We start from the raw sequence: 18,290 nt of genomic DNA on the forward strand, positions 1-18,290 counted from the left end.
CCGGTCTCAATCCGCGCGAGATAGTGACCTGGGCCCCTGGTTCCCTCCAGCCTCCGGGAGTGTCTATGGTACTCCATCTGGCCTCAAGCGGCCCGATTTTCCGTAGCTATTTTCGCGGCGAATACGGCTGCGTTGCCGCCATCGGGTCCACAGTCGCGCTGTTCGTGGCATGCGGTCCTGGTCGGGCCGATTTCGGGATGCGGCAGGGATCCAGCTTGGGTAACGCCGATGGTCGCCATTGTTAGGGCCGTCGAAGCTGCGGAGGCCTCTCGGAGACGGGAGCTACCGTGGGAACCGCGCCGCGAAGCGTTCGAACAGGTCGGCCGCGCCGACCTGTCCGCCTTTCAGCAGGAGGACGGTTCCGTCGAGTGGGCTTCCGGCCGCTTGGCCCCGGCAGATGGCGACGCCCGGGCCGGCACGTTCGATGAATGATAGGCTACGGAATCCGAGCTGGTTCACGAGCACGCTGGAGGTATCGCCGCCGGCCACAGCGATGCCCGCGACACGGCATCGGCTCAGGATCGCCCCGGTGAGGTACGCCAGCCGATCGGACAGCGCGGCCGGCGGCGCGCCATAGTCCAGATCCGGCTGCAGATGGACCATCACATTCGCACCGGCCTCGATCCGGCTGGCGCATCGGCCTGCAAGATCTTCGGGATGGCCGAGGTCGTCGCGCTGGAGCGCGAAACGTTCATAGCTGTCGGCGGCCGCCACCTGAGCAGCCGTCGCCGATGACCGGCTGCCGGCGACGGCGAGGATCGGGCCAGGTTCCCATGCGACCGGCACCGTGTCCGGCTCAGCCGGCGGTACCGCGGGAACGAGCGCTTCGGCCACGCTGCTGGCGCCGACAAGGAGCAGGGGAGCCTCCCGGTCGTCGATTTCCGCAAGCCGCCTGCCCAGGCGGTCGATGTCCGGCTGTTCGATCGCGTCGACCAGGGTCCGGTCCGTCTTCAGGGCGGCCTCCAGCGTTTTGCGGTCCGTCAGGGAAAGGCCTTCGAGGCCCTGCCTTGCCAGGTGAACCCGCAGATCGGCCTCGTCCATAGGCGTGACGGGGTGGCGGCTCATGACGGGGTGCCGATCGATCCGGTATATCTCGCCGTCCGGCGCGCGGGCGAACAGCGTTCCGAAGAGGCAGTAGCGTCCGAGGCTCGGCTGGCCGCCGACCACGATCGTTCGGGACGGCGCGAGCACCGCTTCGAGCGTCTTTACGGCGGCGCCGATGCTGCCGATCTGCGGTGACGAATCGAAGGTGGAGCAGACCTTGTAATGGACGAATTGTGGTGACAGCGCGCGGAGAGCAGGCGCAAGGGCGCCCAGCCGCGCGGCGATGTCCTCGGACGGCCGGGCCCTGAAATCCGTGGCTATGCCCACGGCGTCGAGGCTTGCGGTTTCCTCGACCTTTGGCGGATCGAGAAAAAGGCGTGCCCTGGCGCCGCGCTCGGAAAGCGTCGCCAGCGTGTCCGACGCACCCGTGAAATCGTCGCCGATGAACATGATCCGGGTCATTCTAGGAACCGAAGAACCGTAGCGCCGCCGCAAGTTCGCTCTGCGAGGATGCGGCGCTTTCCAGGGGTTGGCCGAGGCAGAGGGCCTCCCAGGCCTGGCGCAGGCTGCGGATGCCGGCCGCCGCGCCGCCGGGATGGGCGAGGATGCCGCCGCCCGCCATGAACATGAAATCGGCAGAGCCCGCCGCGTCGAGCGTCACCGGCAGGGTGCCGGCCCACTGGCCCGATGAAAACGCCGGCATGACGATGTCGCCGTCATCCGCAGCATCCGCCGCGAGCGGCCGAAGGCAGCGCCGCGCGGCGGCTTTCACCTCGTCGGCTGCGTCGGAGAATTTTCCGCCGATGCCGTGGACATGCATGTGGTCGACGCCGGCGAGCCGATACAGCGCCTGATAGGCGTCAAAGCCGATGCCGAGCGCCGGGTGGCGGGAGAGGGCTCCGTAGCCGTTGCGATGGCCGTGGACGGCCAGCCCTGTCGCGCGGCGCAAGGTCTGCACCCCGGACAGGCCGCACCAGTTGAGGCTCGCCATGACGCAGGAACCGCCTTCGCGCTCGACCAGCTCGGCATGGCGGCGCATGGCGTCGGTCTCGTCGGTGATGTTGAAGGCGACCATCACATGCTTGCCGGTCCTGTCCCGGTGCGCCCGGACCTTCGCCATCACGGCCGGCACGCGCTCGGCAATCGGGGCATGGTCTGGATTGGCGCAGACCTCGTCGTCCTTGATGAAGTCGATGCCCGCCTCGCACAGAAGCTCAACGATATCCGCGATCTCATGCGGGCGCATGCCGACATTGGGCTTGATGATCGTGCCGAACAGCGGCCGGTTATGGACATCGGTTGCGCTGCGCGTCCCGGCAACGCCCATGGCGGGCTGTTCGAAGCGGTTGCGATAGGCCTGCGGCAGCGCGACGTCGACCAGCTTCAGGCCGGTGACCTCGCCGAGATCGTAGAGGTTGCCGGAAGCGGTCGCCGCGAGCGTCGGCAGGTTGGCGCCGATATTCGCCACGGGGAAGGCGACACGCACATGCGCGCGCCGCCAGGGCCCGCCGATGGCCTTGCGCTCCAGATAGGCGCTTGCGAGGCTGGGCGCTCCGGCGGGCTCCAGTTCCTCGACGGAAAGGACTTCTGCGGCGGCGCGCTCACGCAATTCGTCGGTCTCGTTGGCGACGCGCACGAAGGTGCCGCTCGACTGTTCGCCGGCCATGATGTCGGCGATCTTGCGCGGATCGAGCGGCGTCTCGATCAGGTAGGACGCCTCTATGCGTTCGGCGGCCATGGTCAGATCACCGACAGGTCGGGGAAGGGCCTGACGGGGTCGTTGCCGTCCCAACCTTCCGATGCCGCGCGGATGAGATCGAACATGCGGCCCTTCGGCCCCATGACCTCGGAAAGTTCGATCACCGTACCCGGATGGGCCTCGCGATCGAAATAGCAGAAACGGCCGTTCTCCCCGACCTTGCCGCTCATCTTGACCTTGAAGCCCTCGGCTTCCATCGCCGCGAGGTCTGCGTCGTATTGCTGCGTCCAGTAGGCGACATGCTGAAGCCCGCGATGGCCCGCCTGCCTGAAGTCGCGATACATCGACGGTGCATCGTTGCGGCACTGGATCAGCTCGACCTGGACGTAGCCGCTATTGGCCAGCGCCACCGAATTGTGCACGTCATAGGATTTGCCGTCATAGCGGTAATCCTCGATCGGCACGCGCGGATTGTAGTACCAGGGGCCGACGCCCATCACGTCGTACCAGTGCTTCATCGCCGCTTCGATGTCGTCGACGACATAGCCGAGCTGGCGGATTGGCCCGAGAAACTTGCTCATGGATTTGTCCTATTGAGAAATGAGGTGCGGCAGCCAGGTCGATACGGCGGGCACCATGGTAACCACCAGCAGCGACAGGATCAGGGGAATGAAGAAAGGCAATACGCCGCGTACGACCGAATGAACCGGCATCTTGGCGATGATCGACACCATGTAGAGGCTCATGCCCACCGGCGGCGTCAGCAGGCCGATCATCAGGTTGAGCACGAAGACGATGCCGAGTTGGAGCGGATCGACGCCGGCCGCATGCAGAGCGGGGGCGACGATCGGCGCGATGATCAGGATCGCAGCGATCGACTCGAGGAACATTCCGACGATCAGCAACAGCAGATTGACCAGCAACAGCAGCACGAAGGGGTTGTCGGAAAGGCCGAGCAGCAGGGCGCCGGCCTTGGCGGGCACCTGGTCGAGGGTCAGCACCCAGGCGAACACCGCAGCCGTCGAGACGATGAACAGGATGCTGGCGGTCGCCTCGACGGTCTCCCGCAGGCCATCCATGACCGCTTTCAGCGTGAGCGAGCGGTAGATGAAGGCGCCGATCAGCAGGGCATAGGCAACCGTCACGCCGGCAACCTCCGTCGGACCGAAATAGCCGCTGAGCAGGCCGCCGATCAGGATGAGCGGGGCCAGCAGCGCGGGGAAGGAAATCACGGCCTTTGCGGCAACCTCGCGCACCGTCGGCTTCACGGTATCGCGGGGCAGGTCATAAAGACGCGCCATCACGGCGACCTGCAGCATGAGGAACAGCGTGATCAGGATCGCGGGCACGATGCCGGCGACGAGCAGCTGAACCGCAGATACGTTGGTGACGCTGGCATAGATGATGATGGGGATGGACGGCGGAAAGATCGGACCGATCGTCGCCGCGGCGATCGTCAGGCCCGCCGCGAAGTTCTTCTTGTAGCCCTGCCTGACCATCTCGTCGATCTGGATCCTGCCCAGTGCGCCGATATCGGCCAGCGCCGCGCCGGAAACACCGGAGAAGATCAGGCTGACAAGGATCGACACCTGGGCGAAGGAGCCGCGGATGCGCCCGACCAGCATGCGGATCAGGTCGAAGATGTGCTGTGTGACGCCGATCGAGCTCAACAGGCTGGCGGCCAGGATGAACAGCGGCACAGCCAGCAGCGGCGTCGAATCCAGTGCGTTGACGCCGCGTTGCGCCAGCACGTGGATCGGCAGGCCGTAGGCCAGGATCGTGACCGCCGACGACAGGCCGAGTGCGACCGCGATCGGCGCGCCCGCGAGAAGGGCGGCGGCGAAAAGGGCGATAAGGAGCAGGCTCATGACGGCGGGACCCCGGGCTCGTCGTGGGAGAGGTCGGCGCCGCGCAGCAGGGCTGCGATCCGGGCGACGGTGATGATCGTGAGCAGCGTCAGCGCGACGGCTGCCGGCGCATAGTAGACCCAGTTCGGAATACCGAGGGTGGGGGTGGCGAACTTCCAGGCGCGCGACAGGAAGGCGTAGATCGACCACACGCCGACCGCGCCGAAGGCCAGGACCATGATCTCGACGATCAGGGCGCAGACATGCCGGCCGGCCGGCGGCAGCATCGCCGGGACCATGTCGACGGCGACATGGCTGCCGCGCAGGGCCAGCAGCGGCACGCCGAGGAAGACGAGCGCCACGCCGCAGAAGCGCGAAAGCTCGTCCGCCCAGGGCATGCCGAGATCGAAGAGGTTTCGGCCCAGGACCTGCGCGACGATGAGTATGCTCATCAGGGCGAGCAGGAGGATGCCGAGATTGAGGCAGGCCCTGGACATTGTCGCCAGTATCCTGCCGCCCGGCACCCGTGCCGTTTCGTTCACCATCTGATTGTCCTCTCCGACCGGCTGAAGATCAGGCTATCGCCTTGATCTTCTCGTAGAGCGCGCCGAACTTCTCGCCAAAGCGCTCCTCGACGACCTTGCCGACCGAGGCACTGAAGGCGTCGATATCGAGACCTTCGGCCGGGCCGATGACCTTCATGCCCTTGTCGCGCAGCGCCTGGGTATCCTTGTCCTCATTGTCCTCGATCGCCTTGGTGGCGCGGTCGCGGATCTCGAGGGAGGCCTTCGCGACGGCTTCCTTCTGGGCGTCCGACAGGCCCTGCCAGGCGTCCTCGTTCATCACGACCACCTCGGCGTTCGACATGTGGCCCGTCAGCATGAGATGCGACTGCACTTCGTAGAGCTTGACGTTGAGGATGACGTTGACCGGGTTTTCCTGGCCGTTGACGACGCCGGTGGCAAGCGCGGTCGGCACCTCCGACCAATCGACCGGAACGGGTGCGGCGCCCATCCCCTCGACGGCGGCCTGGTAGATCGGGAACGGTACGGCGCGGATCTTCATGCCCGCGAGGTCGGCGGGCGTCTTGACCTCCTTGTTGCAGGTCAGGTTGCGGCGGCCGAAATAGTGAGCGTAGATGACGCGGCAGTTCGCGGCCTGGATCAGGCCCTGGTTGAGCTCCTGCATGACCGGCGAATTGATGTCCATCACCTTCATCAGGTGGTCGATGTCGCGATAGAGGTAGGGTGTGTCCAGCGCGGCGAAAGGCTCGTAGAGCGAGCCGATGCCGCCGGCGGTGTTGTGCGAGAAGGCTATGGTGCCGAGCGAAACCGCCTCCGCCAGTTCCTGGAGCTTGCCGAGTTGTGAGGACGGGAAGACCTCGACCTTGATGTCGCCATTCGAATGCTTGCCGACCGCCTCCGCGAACCAGTCCGCTTGCGCGCCGGCGACGCTCGCCGGCTCGTTGTTATGGCCGTAGCGCAGCGAAACCTGTTCTGCGCGCACGATCGCCGGCGCAAACAGCGCCGCGCCGGCGCCAAGGCCGAGACCCATCACGCCGCGGCGTGAAAATTCGAATGACTTGCGGTTCATGAGATCCTCCCTGAGTGAAATTGATGTGATCATCTCCCGAATGCTTGCGCAGACGTGGTGATAATTCGCTCCTCTTGACATTACGGTAAGAAACGGAAAGCCTCAGGTCAAACAGCAAAAATTGAGGTTATTTGAGGTGAATCTGGTTAAGCCGGGAAATCCGTCCCTGAACGATGTCGCGGCCGCCGCGCGGGTTTCGTTGGCGACAGTCGACCGCGTCATGAACCGCCGCAAGGGTGTGACGGCGCGCACGGTGGAACGTGTTCTGACCGCGGCGGTGAAACTCGGCTATCTCAGCGAAGAGCAGAGGGACCTGCTGTCCGCCCCGCGCCCCGCCCAGATCGCGTTCCTGCTGCCGATGGGCGGCAATCCCTATCTCAAGCTCCTGGGGGAGAAAGTCCGGGGCGTGGCGGAGACCGGCCGCCGCGACGCCAGCCCGGTGCGCTGCTTCTTCATCGAGAGCTTCAATGCCGCGGCGATTGCGGCGGCGCTGCGCCTCCATTCCAAATGGGCCGACGGCATCGCCTTCATGGCGATCGACCATCCGCTGGTGCGCGAGGCGGCCGAGGAGGTCAGCGCGGCGGGAACCCGCCTGGTCACCATCGTCTCGGACATGATCCATCCGGCCCGCGAGGCCTATGTCGGGCTGGACAACCATGCGGCCGGCCGCACGGCGGCCTATCTGCTCGGCCGCTTCTGCGGCGCGCGCGAGGGCAGCGTGGCGCTTGTCGCCGGCAGCCGCACATATCGCACCCACTCCGAACGCGAGCTCGGTTTTCTCGGCCTTCTGGAAGAGACCTATCCCCGCTTGCGCGTGGTGGGGATGCGCGAAGGCCACGACGACCGCAACGAGAACTATCGGCACACCTTGTCGCTGATCGATCAGAACCCCGATCTCGTCGGCATCTACAATGTCGGTGGCTCCTCGGACGGGATTGCGCGTGCCCTGCGCGAACGCGGCAAGGGCGAGGGCGTTGTCTTCATCGGACATGGATTGACCGCCGACACGCGCCGCTTCCTGATCGAGGGGACGATGGACGCCGTCATCAATTCCGATCCGGATCAACTGATTGCCCGGGCGCTCGAACAGTTTGCGGTTTTTCCGCCGATGACCGCGACCGGCCTTGCATGCCCTCCGCTGAGCATGGAGATCATCTTCCGCGAGAACATACCCTTGCTGGCAAAGTAGCCTGACGCCGGTTGCCGTATCTTTTGCCGACGCCGTCACCGACGCCGGCTTCTGTGGCGACACCGTGGCTCAGGCGGGATGCGCTTCGTCGGAATGCCGCGCCTGCCAATGGCGCAGCAGGACGGGGACGATGAGGGCAAGGCCGAGCAGTGAGGAATAGAGTTCGGGCGCGACGAGCAACAGTGCGGCCAGCAGCAGCAGCACGTTCTCCCACGGGCGCGTGCGCACCAGCAGGTAGCGCGACAGCGCGGCGCCAAGGCAGGTGATGCCTATGATGCAGCCGAGGAACGCCACGAAGAAGTCCGGCCAGTTGAAGTCCTTCGTCACCAGAAGCAGGGACGGGGAGAAGACGAAGACGAAGGGCACCAGTGCCTTGCCGAGACCAAGCCGGAAGGCCGTGTTGCCGGTCTTGAACGGGTCCGATCCGGCCATGCCCGCCGCGGCATAGGCGGCGAGCGCCACCGGCGGCGTGATGTCCGCCAAAAGCCCATAGTAGAAGACGAAGAAGTGGGCGACGATCGGCTCGACCCCGAGCATGACCAGCGCCGGCGCTGCGATGGTCACCATGATGATGTAGTTGGCGGTCGTCGGAATGCCGCAGCCCATGAGGATGCACACCACGCCGGTCATCAGCAGGGTGAACAGCAGCGTCAGGCCCTGGGTCGAGAAGATCATCTCGGGAACGAAGGTGCTGAACAGCGCCGAAAGCTGCCCCGCCGTCGAGGTGACGATATAGGACAGCTTGAAGCCGACGCCCGTCAGCGTCACGATGCCGACGACGATGCCGACGGTGGCGGCGGCCGCGCCCACGGCAAGCGCATATTTGGCCCCGTCGCGCAGGCAGACCACGATCTCGGCGACGGACATGCGCCGCCGCGGATTGAGCAGGCCCACGACGACGCACAGGGTGATGCCCCAGAAGGCGGCGAGATAAGGTGTATAGCCCGAGAGCAGGACGGCGATGAGAACGACGAGCGGAATGATCGTCGGCCAATCCCGCTTCAGCGCCTCGACCACGTCCGGCATCTCGTCCGACCGCAGGCCCCTGAGGCCGGTGCGCTTGGCCTCGAAATGCACCTGCATGAACACGCCGAAGAAATGCATGAAGGCCGGCACGATGGCCGCCAGGATGATGGTCGTATAGGGCAGTTCCAGGAACTCGATCATCAGGAAGGCGGCCGCGCCCATGATCGGCGGCGTCACCTGTCCGCCCGTGGAGGAGGCCGCCTCCACCGCCGCGGCGAAATGCTTCTTGTAGCCGAGCCGGATCATCGCCGGGATGGTCAGGGAACCGACCGTGACGGTGTTGGCGACCGACGAACCGGAGATCATGCCGAACAGCGCCGAACCGAAGATCGACACCTTGGCCGGGCCGCCCGCATAGCGGCCGGCGACCCATGCCGCGCAATCGAGGAAGAGCTGGCCGAGGCCGATGCGGGTGGCGAACACGCCGAACAGGACGAAGTGGAAGACGTAGGTGGCGACGACGCCGAGGGCGATGCCGTAGATGCCCTGCGTCGTCAGGTAGAGATGGTCCACGAGCTGGGAGACGGACGCGCCGGGATGGACGAGGATGCTCGGCATGTAGGGGCCGAACAGGGCATAGGCCATGAAGATCACGGCGATGATGGGAAGCGGAATGCCGACGGAGCGCCGCGTCGCCTCGAGCAGGAGCACGATCAGGACCAGGCCGAGGATCACGTCCAGCCGCGTCGGATTGCCGACGCGGAAGGCAAGGTCGTCCAGCGGGATCAACGGCACATGCATGACGGCCACGACGGCGGCGATCGCCAGCAGCCAGTCGAGGATCGATATGCCGAGCGGACGCAGCAGGCTGGACCGCGCGGGCACGTCATAGCCCGTCTTCACCAGGGGAAAGACGAGAAAGACCAGTCCCAGCACCATCGACAGGTGGATGCCCCGGTGCATCATCTCCTGCAAGAGACCGAAGCCGGCGGTGTAGTAGTGAAACAGCGACAGCGCGACCAGCAGGAAGCCGACCAGCCAGCCGGCAGCAGGCGTCAGCGGCCGGAAGCGGATTTCGGAATCGAACTTCTCCTCCAGCTCCCGCGCCTTCTCCTCGTCGAATTCCATGCCGGAAAGTTTGATCTTGTCGCTGTCGCCGTCGCTCATGCCCGGTTCCTTTCTTGACCCTTCAGACAAAAGGGGGCGGAAGACCAGCCTTCCGCCCCATCGTTGTCAGCCTGTTTCAGGGGGCTATTTCAGGGCGCCGACTTCCTTGTAGAACTTCTCCGCGCCCGGATGGAACGGGATGCCGGCGCTGGTAACCGCGTTTTCGAGCGTGATGAGCTTGCCCTTGGCGTGGCCGGCCTGCAGCGCTTTCTGGGTCTCGTCGCTGTAGAGCGATTTGACGATGTTGTAGACGAGATCGTCGGACTGCTTGGCGCTGGTCACCCACTGGGCGGCGACGGAGATGGTCTTGGTCTCGCCGACGTTCTTGTAGGTGCCGTCCGGGACCGTGTCGGTGGAAAAGAACTTCTGCTCGGACAGGAGCTTGTCGGCTTCCGGGCCGGAAATCGGCACGAGCGTAATGTTGTTGGTGCTGGCAAGCTCCACGATGGCGCCGGTCGGATAGCCGCCGACGAAGAAATAGGCGTCGAGCGCGCCGTCCTGCAGGCGCTCGCCGGACGGGCCGGGCTTGAGATATTCCGGTTCGATATCCTTTTCCGTCAGCCCGTAGGCCCCGAGCACGAGCCGCGCATCGACGATCGTGCCGGATCCGGGCTCGTCGAGGGAGACACGCTTGCCCTTCAGGTCTGCAACCGACTTGATACCTGCATCGGCGCGGGCGACGAGATGGATGGTCTCGGGATAGAGCGTTGCGATCAGCCGCAGATCTTCGACCTTGGGCTTGCCCTCGTAAAGGCCCGTTCCCGAATGGGCCCAGTAGGCGACGTCGGACTGCGTGAAGCCGGATTCAGAAGCGCCCGACTGGATGGCGCTGATATTGGCAACCGAGCCGTTCGAGGACACCGCGGTGGAGACGAGGCCTTCGACGCCTGCCGGCCCCGTTGCCGAGATCGCGTTGGCGATCAGGCCGCCGACGGGATAGTAGGTACCCGAGGTGCCGCCCGTTCCGATACGAAAGAATGCCTGCTGCGCACGCGCCGGCGTAAGCCCGGCTGCCGCAAATCCCGCGACGGCGGCCCCGATGGAAAAGGCGCGACGAGTGATCGAAATGCTCATAATTACCTCCCGCAAAAAGATTGCTAACATGTTCAGCGAGTTAAAGATTGTCAACCTGCCGGCGCGATCTTCCGAGGCGTTGCCATGAAACGGATACGGGCCGACCCGGTAACCCGCAGGTTTCTCCGCCGCTGGCCTGCTCGCCTGCAGTGGGGCCGAGGAAATGAAACCATGCTCACACACACCACCGAAAGCGGGAGCGATGCAATGTACGAATTGGCGGCAACGGGCGGCCGCTTTCCGTAGCCCTCCTAGCCCAAGATTAAATTTCAAGCTTCTACTTGACGTTGCCGTCGTGGCCGCCAGAATGTTCAGGCGGACTTGACCGGGGCCCAAATGGCGGCCGGCGCGTTCCGAAGTCCGACGAACTTCATCTACATGCATCCGAAAATTGCAATTGCCATGCAGGAGCAGACGATGAGCATCTTTCGAAACGACGTTCCGGACACCAAGATCGACACCGACACATTGCCGATAAGCGTGGATCGCCGCAGCCTGCTTTTGGGGGGGACGGTGCTGGCGGCTGCGGGGATCGTGGGATCTGCAGCTTCGGCCGACAGGGCGCAGGCCCAGACGCAGGGGCAGGAGCAGACCGCAGCACCTTCCGGCAAGCCGCCGAACATCCTCGTCATCTTCGGAGACGACATCGGCATTCCGCAGATCAGCGCCTATACCATGGGGCTGATGGGCTATCGCACGCCCAACATCGACCGCATCGCGGCCGAAGGGGCGATCTTCACCGACAGCTACGGCCAGCAGAGCTGCACGGCCGGGCGCGCCTCCTTCATTCTCGGGCAGGAGCCGTTCCGCACCGGCCTGCTGACGATCGGCATGCCCGGCGATCCGCACGGCATCCAGGACTGGATGCCGACGATCGCCGATGTGATGAAGACCAAGGGCTATGCGACGGGCCAGTTCGGCAAGAACCATCTCGGCGACCGCGACGAGCACCTGCCGACCAAGCACGGTTTCGACGAGTTCTTCGGCAACCTCTACCATCTCAACGCCGAGGAGGAGCCGGAAGGCTATTTCTACCCGAAGGATCCGGAGTTCCGTAAGGAATTCGGGCCGCGTGGCGTCATCAAGTCGAGCGCCGACGGCAAGATCGAGGATACCGGGGCGCTGAACACCAAGCGCATGGAGACGGTCGACGAGGAGTTCCTCGCTGCCGCCAAGGACTTCATCGACCGGCAGGCCAAGGCGGACAAGCCGTTCTTCGTCTGGTTCAACTCCACCCGCATGCATGTCTTCACCCACCTGAAGCCGGATTCGCTTGGCAAGACCGGCAAGGGCATCCATGCCGACGGCATGGCCGAGCACGACGGCCATGTCGGCCAGTTGCTGCAGCAGCTCGACGACCTCGGCATCGCCGAGAACACGATCGTGCTCTACACGACCGACAACGGCGCGGAGATCGCGCTGTGGCCGGACGGGGCGATGACCATGTTCCACGGCGAGAAGGGCACGACCTGGGAAGGCGGCATGCGCATCCCGATGATGGTGCGCTGGCCGGGCGTGGTGAAGCCGGGCACGCAGATCAACGAGATCGTCACGCTGATGGACTGGATGCCGACCTTTGCCACGGCCGCCGGCATTCCCGACCTGAAGCAGCAGATGACGCAGGGCTTCCAGTCAGGCGACAAGAGCTTCAAGGTCCACCTCGACGGCTACGACCTGACGGAGCTCCTGAAGGGCACCGCCGAGACGCCGCCGCGCGACGCCATGTACTACTTCGACCAGGGCGGCAACCTGAACGCCATCCGCTGGAACGACTGGAAGCTGAGCTTTGCCGTCAACAGCGAAGGCAATATCGCCACGGCCACGCGTGAGGTGCCGAGCTGGGCCAATATCACCAACCTGCGCATGGACCCTTATGAAAGGGGCGCCAAGGAAGGCGGCAATGCGATGGATTTCATCGCGCGGAACATGTGGCTGCTGGTGCCGGTCCAGGCAAAGATGAAAGAGTTCTTCGCCGACTTCAACCAGTATCCGTACCAGACCGGCAGCACGCTGAACGCCAGCGGCATCAACTATGGCTGGCTGCAGCAGCAGGCGGCGATGCAGAGGCTGAACGAACTGGAGCGCCTGGCGCCGCGCTAAAGCATGTCGCGTAGAACCGTGCAGCGGTTTTGCGACAACGACATGGGCGAAAACATGGACCTAAAGCGTGCGGAGCGAATCCGAAGGATCGCGACACGCTTCTGGCCGATCAACGAGATGGCGGGCAAGGCCCCGCCATCTCCGGCTGCCTTTCGCAGTCAGTCGATATCCGTTCCTGCCATCGCGGGATTGAGCGGAGGCAGGGCGGACGTCGCCGGCGTCGCGCGTTGGTCGCCTTCCTTTTCCAACCAGAGCTTTCGCGCCGCCCGCAACCCGGACGGAAACATGCGCGGCGGGCTCTTTTCATCCGTTCCGGCTGATCCATAAAGAGCCCTCTGGTGGCGGCGATACGCCTCCTGCGTCGATGCATCGGCGTATCGCTCGAGCCAGGACTGCAGAGGCGCGATGCCTGCCGTGCGCGACCAGGCGTCGAGTTCGCGCGCGATCTCCGCCGCCGCCCCGTCCCGGCAAGCGTCCTCGACGCGCCGGAAATGCGCCGCCTCCGACTGGCGATATTGCGATTGCCGCCTGCCGTACCACACCTGCAGCCGCGACAGGGCCAAGGCGAGGAGAGCGATGGCAAGGCCGGCCAGCATCGCCAGCGCTGCCATCCCCGCTGCCAGGAGCCAGTCGAACGGTGCGGCCTGCCGTTCGCCCGGCGGGGCGATCGCAGTCGATGGCGGCGATGGAGCCGCGGCCACGGTGACGGTGGTGGCGGGCGCAGTCGCGGACTGGGATTTTGCCGTCGCGGGATCGAACCAATTGACGGTCACGGCGGGCAGGACATAGGTACCCGCATCCGCGAACAGGTAGCTTGCCTCGTCCCTGCGCACGCCGGCAACCGGCTGGCCGGTTCGGTCGGCTTCGTCGGAGAGGACCGGGTCCTTTCGATAAAGCCGCACTCCTTCAGGGGCGGAAAGTTCGGGTTCGGGGATCATCATCGCCCGCATCCCCTCCGCCCGCACCGTGATCGTGCGCACCAGCGTGTCGCCGGCCTTCAGGGTCGTCGGGTCGCGGTCCAGATCCTGGGTTACCTCGACCTTTGCAGCCACGACCCCGCTGCTTCCCGCCGCCGCCCCCGGGGCAGCCTGCACGGCAAAGGTCAGCGGTGGCAACGCTACCTTGCCCTGCGTCGTATGCCCCGGCACCGCCGCATAGCCGAACGTGATTTCGGCGAGCGGAAGGGCGAAGTCTCCCGCCTGCTGCGGGGTGACGACATAGGTGCGACGGATGCCGGAATAGGCGGTGCCGTCGATCGTCTCGTTGAGGTTCAGCGCCGGCCCGTCCTGCAAGGTGACGATCGCGCCGGAGAGATCGACGGGCGGGAATTGCGGCGGCTGCAGGAAATAGTTCGGCACGAGGACGTCGACGTCGATGAGGATCTGCTGACCGACATAAAGCGTCCCCTTCGATTGCAGCGCCGCCCGGGCCAGCGGGTCGGCTCCTTGCGCGAAAGCCACGGACAGAAGCCACCACAGGAGGGCGACGGCCGGGAACAACGATCGGATGGCTCGCCGGATCATCATTGGTGCCCCCGTGCTTCGATCGCGAATTTTCGTGCCAGGAGATCGGCGGGCGACACCTGGATGTTGCGCATCCACATGTCCGCGGTCTGCGCGCCGGCCGGAACCTGGCCCTCCTTGCCGCGCTTGCCCTTGTCGTCGAACTGGATCTGGTCGGGATCGAGACCGGCCTGTTCCTGCTGCTGCTCCTGTTCCTTCTCGTCGTTTTCCTTTTTCCGCCGTTGTGCCAGTTCGAGGTTCGCCTTCGCCTCGGCCCAGTCGGGTTTCTGCTTCAGCGCCTGCTGATAGGCGGTGATGGCCTCTTCCGGCTTGTCGAGATGCATCAGGGCGTTCGCCTGATTGTAGTAGCTCTCGGCCGTGGTGGACCGGGCAAAGGCATCGATCGCGTCCTGGTAGCGGCCCGTTCGATAGAGCGCGGCGCCGCGCCAGGCAGGATCGGAGAAGTGCTCGGCCGCCGCCGTAAAATCGCCCTGTGTGAAGGCGCGCTGACCCTGCTGATCCGGTGTGTGCCACGGATTGCCGAGATCGGCCGCCTCGGCACGGATCGGACCGCCGACAACGACCGCGAGCACTGCGGCACCCAGCCAGTGGATCTTGCTTCCCCGGCGGAAGGTCAGCGTGCAGAGGATCGCGATCGGAAGGGTCAGGTACCAGCCGAAATCGCGCCAGCGCGTCAGCCCCTCTTCAGATTTCTGCGTGAACGACGTCTGGATGCGCCGGACGATCCAGTCGACGTCGCCGTCGTCGAGCGTGACGGTCGCGACCTGCGCCGATGAGGAGGACTGCAGCGCCTTCAGGCCGTCCACGTCGAGCCTCGCCTGCACACGTGCACCGGAGCTGTCGGTCAGGTATTCGCCGGACCCGGTCCTGACCGACCCGCCTTCCGGCGTGCCGATGCCGAGCACCATCAGGTCGTTGCGGCCCTTGTAGTCCGAGAAGGCGGCAAAGGCAGCGCGCTCGACACCGTCCGTCAGAAAGAGGATCGTTCCCGGCGCCGTCTCGTCGGCAAGTGCTGTCTCGACCGTCTCCAGCGCCTTGGCCGTGTCCTTGCCCGGTACCGGCATCAGCGCCGGCGAAAGGGCTGCGAGATAGGTGGCGACGAGCGCGGCGTCGTCGGTGAGCGGCAGCACCATATGGGCCGAGCCGGCATAGGCGAACAGCGCGGTGCGGGCGCCCTTGCGCCGGGCCATGATGTCCTGCACCTTGAGTTTGGCCCGCTCGAGGCGGGTCGGGGTGATATCCGTCGCATTCATCGTGGGGCCGAGGTCGATCGCGATCGCGAGCGGTGCCGTGTCCTCGACGAAGGGAGGGCGTTCCCGTTCCCAGGTCGGGCCGGCAGCGGCGATCCCGGAAAGCGCGATCAGCCCGGCAATGAGGTGGACCGGGCGGAGCCCGCCCGACCGCCCGCGTTCGATCAGGAGGTGGTCGAGCAGGTTCGGCGCGATCAGGTTCTGCCAGCGCGCCCGCATGTTCGACTGCCGGCCGAGCAGCCAGACGAGAAGCAAGGCGGCTGCGATCGCCAGCAGCCACCACGGGCGCAGGAAGTGGAATTCGGAGATCATGCCCCCGCCTCCCTGTCGCGCCTGCCGGACGCATGGATGGAGACCAGCCACATCACGACATGATAGGCGAGCACCAGCAACACGGCCGCGCCGAGCGGATAGTGGAACAGCTCGATGCGCGGCCGCCAGCTCAGCGTTTTCTGGTTTGCCGGCGTGATCTCGTCGAGCAGCGCATAGATCTTTGCCAGTGCGGCCTGGTCCTGTCCGAAGAAGTAACGGCCGCCCGTGGTGGTGGCGATCGTTTCCAGCATGGCTGCGTCGAGCTTCTCCTCGCCTTGTGCATTCGGGTCGCCGATGCCGATGGTGTGGATGCGGATCTGGTTGTCCCTTGCGATCCCGGCTGCCTTGTCCGGCGGCATCTTGCTTGCGGTGTCGTTGCCGTCAGTGAGCACGATCAGGATCTTGTCGGGCGCCGGGCTCTCCTGGAACAGCTTGATGGACAGGCCGATCGCATCGCCCATCGCCGTTCGCGGTCCGGCCATGCCGGGCAGCGTGTCGTTGAGCATGGTCCGCACGGTTCCGTGGTCCATGGTGAAGGGAACGAGCGGGTAGGGTGCATCGCCGAAGGCGATCAGGCCGAGGCGATCGCCCGGCCGGCGGTCGATGAAGTCGGCCACGACCGATTTCACCGCATCGACCCGCATTTCGAGGTTGCCCTGCGGCGTGCGGAAGTCGCGGGTGTCCATCGACTGCGACAGGTCGAGCGCCAGCATCAGGTCGCGCTGCGGCTCGGTCTTCTCGAGCGGTGGCTCGACATATTGCGGTCGTGCCACCGCCAGGAGCACTAGCAGCCAGCAGATCGGCCCGATGATCTTCTGCAGCAGGTTGGCGCGGGGGACGACGGCGCCCTCGGTTGCACCGATGCCGGCCGCTTTCGTGATGTCCTCGAAGAAGGGAATGCGCACCGCCGGCGTCTGCTCGCGGTAGGGCGGCAGCAGCCACCAGACGAGGAGCGGAAGCGGCAACAGCAGCAGGAGCCAGGGATGGTCAAGGGTGTACATCGTGCCCCTCGATCCATTGGCGCGCCGCGGAAAGCGTGCGTTTCGCAGCCGCCTCGTCCGCAAGGGATGCCGCGGGCAGGCGGTACTCGGTCTCGGCAAAGAAGCGATAGGTGTCGTCTTCGATCCTCGCCTTTCCAGCATGGGCCTTGAGAAAATCCGACCAGTCGGGACCGCTCAGAGCGGCGACGGTCTCGCGTGGCCAGGCTGCGAGCGCCGTCCGCTTCACAAGTGACGGCAGGCTCAAAAGGGCCTGCATACGGCCGTCCGGCCGGTCGATACCTGTCTCCAGCAGGGCAAGCTCCGCCAGCGCTTCGCGCCGGTAGCGGTTCTGTGCGCGGTGCCGCAACCAGCGCCAGAGGACAAAGGCAAGCGCGAGCGCGATGGCGGCGGCCAGCGCCGCCCAGCCCCAGGTCGCCGGCATCATCGAGACAGGGGGCGGGAGCGCGATGTCGGCCATTTGCCGCAAGGTCGCAGCCAGCATGGGATCGGTCGGCGGGCTTGCGACATCGGGCTCCATTCAGCGCCTCCTCTGCCGCCAGGCAAGCTGGCCGAGCAGCGTGCGCAATTGCGGCGCGACCTCTTCGGCCGCCGAGAGCGGCAACATCGGCAGGCCCATTTCCTTCTGCCAGGAAAGCAGTTCGCGGCCCCGGTTGCGGGCGAAGCTGTCCACGGCATCGCGCACGCTGCTGCGGCCGAACTGCAATTCGGCCTGCAGCGCCCCGCCGCTGATCACCATCTCGCCGGTGCGGGGCAGTTCCAGCAGAAACGGATCGTAGACGAGGATGGCAATCACATCGTTGGCCACCGACATCTTCAGCAGGAGGTCGCGCGTCGCGGGCCCGTGGCCGTCGAAATCGCTGACGACGATGATCAGGTGATCGTGCCGGGCGACGGCGGCAATTCTTGTCAGAACGGCATCGAGTTGTTCCGGCGTCCGTTTCGCCTCCGAGGTGGCGTTGAGCGCCTTGTTCTTGACCGAGATCGCCTCGGCAAAGCGGATGACAGCCTCGCGGCTGCGATGCGGCCGCACGGCTTCCTGTTGCGCGTCGTCGAATACGACGCCGCCGACGCGGTCGCCGAGCGCCATGACGCGCCAGGCGCAAAGCGCTGCGGCTTCGGCCGCCGCGACCGACTTCATCGAACGCCTGCTGCCGAAGAACATGTTGACCCGCTGGTCGACGACGACGAGCGCCGGACGGTCCTTCTCCTCGTCGTAGACGCGCACAAAGGGCTGCCCGGTGCGGGCGGTGACGCGCCAGTCGATCGTGCGGATATCGTCGCCGGGCTGGTAGGTGCGCAGTTCCTCGAAGCTCAGGCCGCGACCGCGCATGCGCGATTCGTGGCGGCCGGCGAGCAACCTGCGGACCGGCGCCTTTCGCAGGAACGTCAGGTCGCAGGCGACCGGCTCCAGGGCCGCAAGGTCGTCGACGGAGACATAGACGCCGTCGGTGCCATGCGCGGCCGGCCGCGCGATGCCTTTCGTTCTTCCGAAGGCGGGCAGGGAAAATGCCAATGCAAGTTCCTC

The 18,290-nt window shown here is 65.5% G+C and carries 15 protein-coding genes; 2 read left to right on the top strand and 13 right to left on the bottom strand.

Going from position 1 to position 18,290, the window contains the following annotated elements:
• Positions 1-282: 282 nt before the first annotated feature.
• Genes LQK81_RS12080 through LQK81_RS12105 form a run of 6 tightly spaced genes read right to left on the bottom strand, consistent with a single transcriptional unit; the run spans position 283 to position 6,183 of the window.
• The gene (locus LQK81_RS12080; protein ID WP_230806555.1) at positions 283-1,506 is read right to left on the bottom strand and encodes a four-carbon acid sugar kinase family protein; all 1,224 of its coding nucleotides are present in this window, start codon (positions 1,504-1,506) and stop codon (positions 283-285) included.
• A gap of 1 nt (position 1,507) precedes the next feature.
• The gene (locus tag LQK81_RS12085) at positions 1,508-2,782 is read right to left on the bottom strand and encodes a ribulose-bisphosphate carboxylase large subunit family protein (protein ID WP_230806556.1); all 1,275 of its coding nucleotides are present in this window, start codon (positions 2,780-2,782) and stop codon (positions 1,508-1,510) included.
• 2 nt (positions 2,783-2,784) lie between these two features.
• On the bottom strand, positions 2,785-3,324 hold the full coding sequence (locus LQK81_RS12090) for a VOC family protein (protein WP_230806557.1): 540 nt from the start codon (positions 3,322-3,324) through the stop codon (positions 2,785-2,787).
• A 9-nt stretch (positions 3,325-3,333) separates the two neighbouring features.
• Complete coding sequence (locus LQK81_RS12095; protein WP_230806558.1) at positions 3,334-4,611, bottom strand: TRAP transporter large permease; 1,278 nt, start codon at positions 4,609-4,611, stop codon at positions 3,334-3,336.
• The gene (locus tag LQK81_RS12100; protein WP_230806559.1) at positions 4,608-5,135 is read right to left on the bottom strand and encodes a TRAP transporter small permease; all 528 of its coding nucleotides are present in this window, start codon (positions 5,133-5,135) and stop codon (positions 4,608-4,610) included. Before LQK81_RS12100 ends, LQK81_RS12095 begins: the two co-directional genes overlap by 4 nt.
• A 28-nt stretch (positions 5,136-5,163) precedes the next feature.
• Positions 5,164-6,183: a TRAP transporter substrate-binding protein gene (locus tag LQK81_RS12105; RefSeq protein ID WP_230806560.1), complete on the bottom strand. Its 1,020-nt coding sequence runs from the start codon at positions 6,181-6,183 to the stop codon at positions 5,164-5,166.
• A gap of 136 nt (positions 6,184-6,319) precedes the next feature.
• Between LQK81_RS12105 and LQK81_RS12110 the strand changes: the two genes are divergently transcribed.
• On the top strand, positions 6,320-7,372 hold the full coding sequence (locus tag LQK81_RS12110; protein ID WP_330166548.1) for a LacI family DNA-binding transcriptional regulator: 1,053 nt from the start codon (positions 6,320-6,322) through the stop codon (positions 7,370-7,372).
• Positions 7,373-7,441: 69 nt separating this feature from the next.
• Here LQK81_RS12110 and LQK81_RS12115 read toward each other — a convergent pair whose 3' ends face one another.
• Together LQK81_RS12115 and LQK81_RS12120 are read right to left on the bottom strand one after the other, a co-directional pair.
• On the bottom strand, positions 7,442-9,505 hold the full coding sequence (locus tag LQK81_RS12115; protein ID WP_230806562.1) for a TRAP transporter permease: 2,064 nt from the start codon (positions 9,503-9,505) through the stop codon (positions 7,442-7,444).
• Between the two features lie 84 nt (positions 9,506-9,589).
• A complete protein-coding gene (locus LQK81_RS12120; protein ID WP_230806563.1) occupies positions 9,590-10,579 on the bottom strand; it encodes a TAXI family TRAP transporter solute-binding subunit in 990 nt (329 codons plus the stop codon).
• Between the two features lie 417 nt (positions 10,580-10,996).
• On the opposite strand from LQK81_RS12120, the gene LQK81_RS12125 reads away from it, so the two are divergent.
• The gene (locus tag LQK81_RS12125) at positions 10,997-12,679 is read left to right on the top strand and encodes an arylsulfatase (protein WP_230806564.1); all 1,683 of its coding nucleotides are present in this window, start codon (positions 10,997-10,999) and stop codon (positions 12,677-12,679) included.
• A 158-nt stretch (positions 12,680-12,837) separates the two neighbouring features.
• On the opposite strand, the gene LQK81_RS12130 is transcribed toward LQK81_RS12125, so the two are convergent.
• The 5 genes from LQK81_RS12130 to LQK81_RS12150 all read right to left on the bottom strand — a co-directional run bounded on the left by LQK81_RS12130 (position 12,838) and on the right by LQK81_RS12150 (position 18,278).
• Positions 12,838-14,139, bottom strand: a complete 1,302-nt coding sequence (locus LQK81_RS12130; RefSeq protein WP_230806565.1) for a BatD family protein — start codon at positions 14,137-14,139, stop codon at positions 12,838-12,840.
• A 62-nt stretch (positions 14,140-14,201) separates the two neighbouring features.
• The gene (locus LQK81_RS12135; RefSeq protein ID WP_230806566.1) at positions 14,202-15,764 is read right to left on the bottom strand and encodes a VWA domain-containing protein; all 1,563 of its coding nucleotides are present in this window, start codon (positions 15,762-15,764) and stop codon (positions 14,202-14,204) included.
• Positions 15,761-16,765: a vWA domain-containing protein gene (locus LQK81_RS12140; RefSeq protein WP_230806567.1), complete on the bottom strand. Its 1,005-nt coding sequence runs from the start codon at positions 16,763-16,765 to the stop codon at positions 15,761-15,763. Before LQK81_RS12140 ends, LQK81_RS12135 begins: the two co-directional genes overlap by 4 nt.
• Positions 16,752-17,282: a DUF4381 domain-containing protein gene (locus tag LQK81_RS12145; RefSeq protein ID WP_230806568.1), complete on the bottom strand. Its 531-nt coding sequence runs from the start codon at positions 17,280-17,282 to the stop codon at positions 16,752-16,754. Before LQK81_RS12145 ends, LQK81_RS12140 begins: the two co-directional genes overlap by 14 nt.
• Positions 17,283-18,278, bottom strand: coding sequence for a DUF58 domain-containing protein (locus LQK81_RS12150; RefSeq protein ID WP_230806569.1), 996 nt, complete (start codon positions 18,276-18,278; stop codon positions 17,283-17,285). It abuts the gene before it with no gap.
• Between the last annotated feature and the right edge of the window lie 12 nt (positions 18,279-18,290).

Origin of the sequence: Rhizobium sp. GN54 (genome assembly GCF_021026345.1) — a bacterium.
In the GTDB taxonomy this organism is placed as follows: domain Bacteria; phylum Pseudomonadota; class Alphaproteobacteria; order Rhizobiales; family Rhizobiaceae; genus Mycoplana.

What these genes read in the sequence shown, in the direction of transcription:
- LQK81_RS12105 (WP_230806560.1), bottom strand. Translation starts at nt 6,183, where the DNA reads ATGAACCGCAAGTCATTCGAATTTTCACGCCGCGGCGTGATGGGTCTC.
- LQK81_RS12140 (WP_230806567.1), bottom strand. Translation starts at nt 16,765, where the DNA reads ATGTACACCCTTGACCATCCCTGGCTCCTGCTGCTGTTGCCGCTTCCG.
- LQK81_RS12085 (WP_230806556.1), bottom strand. Translation starts at nt 2,782, where the DNA reads ATGGCCGCCGAACGCATAGAGGCGTCCTACCTGATCGAGACGCCGCTC.
- LQK81_RS12145 (WP_230806568.1), bottom strand. Translation starts at nt 17,282, where the DNA reads ATGGAGCCCGATGTCGCAAGCCCGCCGACCGATCCCATGCTGGCTGCG.
- LQK81_RS12115 (WP_230806562.1), bottom strand. Translation starts at nt 9,505, where the DNA reads ATGAGCGACGGCGACAGCGACAAGATCAAACTTTCCGGCATGGAATTC.
- LQK81_RS12080 (WP_230806555.1), bottom strand. Translation starts at nt 1,506, where the DNA reads ATGACCCGGATCATGTTCATCGGCGACGATTTCACGGGTGCGTCGGAC.
- LQK81_RS12095 (WP_230806558.1), bottom strand. Translation starts at nt 4,611, where the DNA reads ATGAGCCTGCTCCTTATCGCCCTTTTCGCCGCCGCCCTTCTCGCGGGC.
- LQK81_RS12125 (WP_230806564.1), top strand. Translation starts at nt 10,997, where the DNA reads ATGAGCATCTTTCGAAACGACGTTCCGGACACCAAGATCGACACCGAC.
- LQK81_RS12135 (WP_230806566.1), bottom strand. Translation starts at nt 15,764, where the DNA reads ATGATCTCCGAATTCCACTTCCTGCGCCCGTGGTGGCTGCTGGCGATC.
- LQK81_RS12120 (WP_230806563.1), bottom strand. Translation starts at nt 10,579, where the DNA reads ATGAGCATTTCGATCACTCGTCGCGCCTTTTCCATCGGGGCCGCCGTC.
- LQK81_RS12090 (WP_230806557.1), bottom strand. Translation starts at nt 3,324, where the DNA reads ATGAGCAAGTTTCTCGGGCCAATCCGCCAGCTCGGCTATGTCGTCGAC.
- LQK81_RS12100 (WP_230806559.1), bottom strand. Translation starts at nt 5,135, where the DNA reads ATGGTGAACGAAACGGCACGGGTGCCGGGCGGCAGGATACTGGCGACA.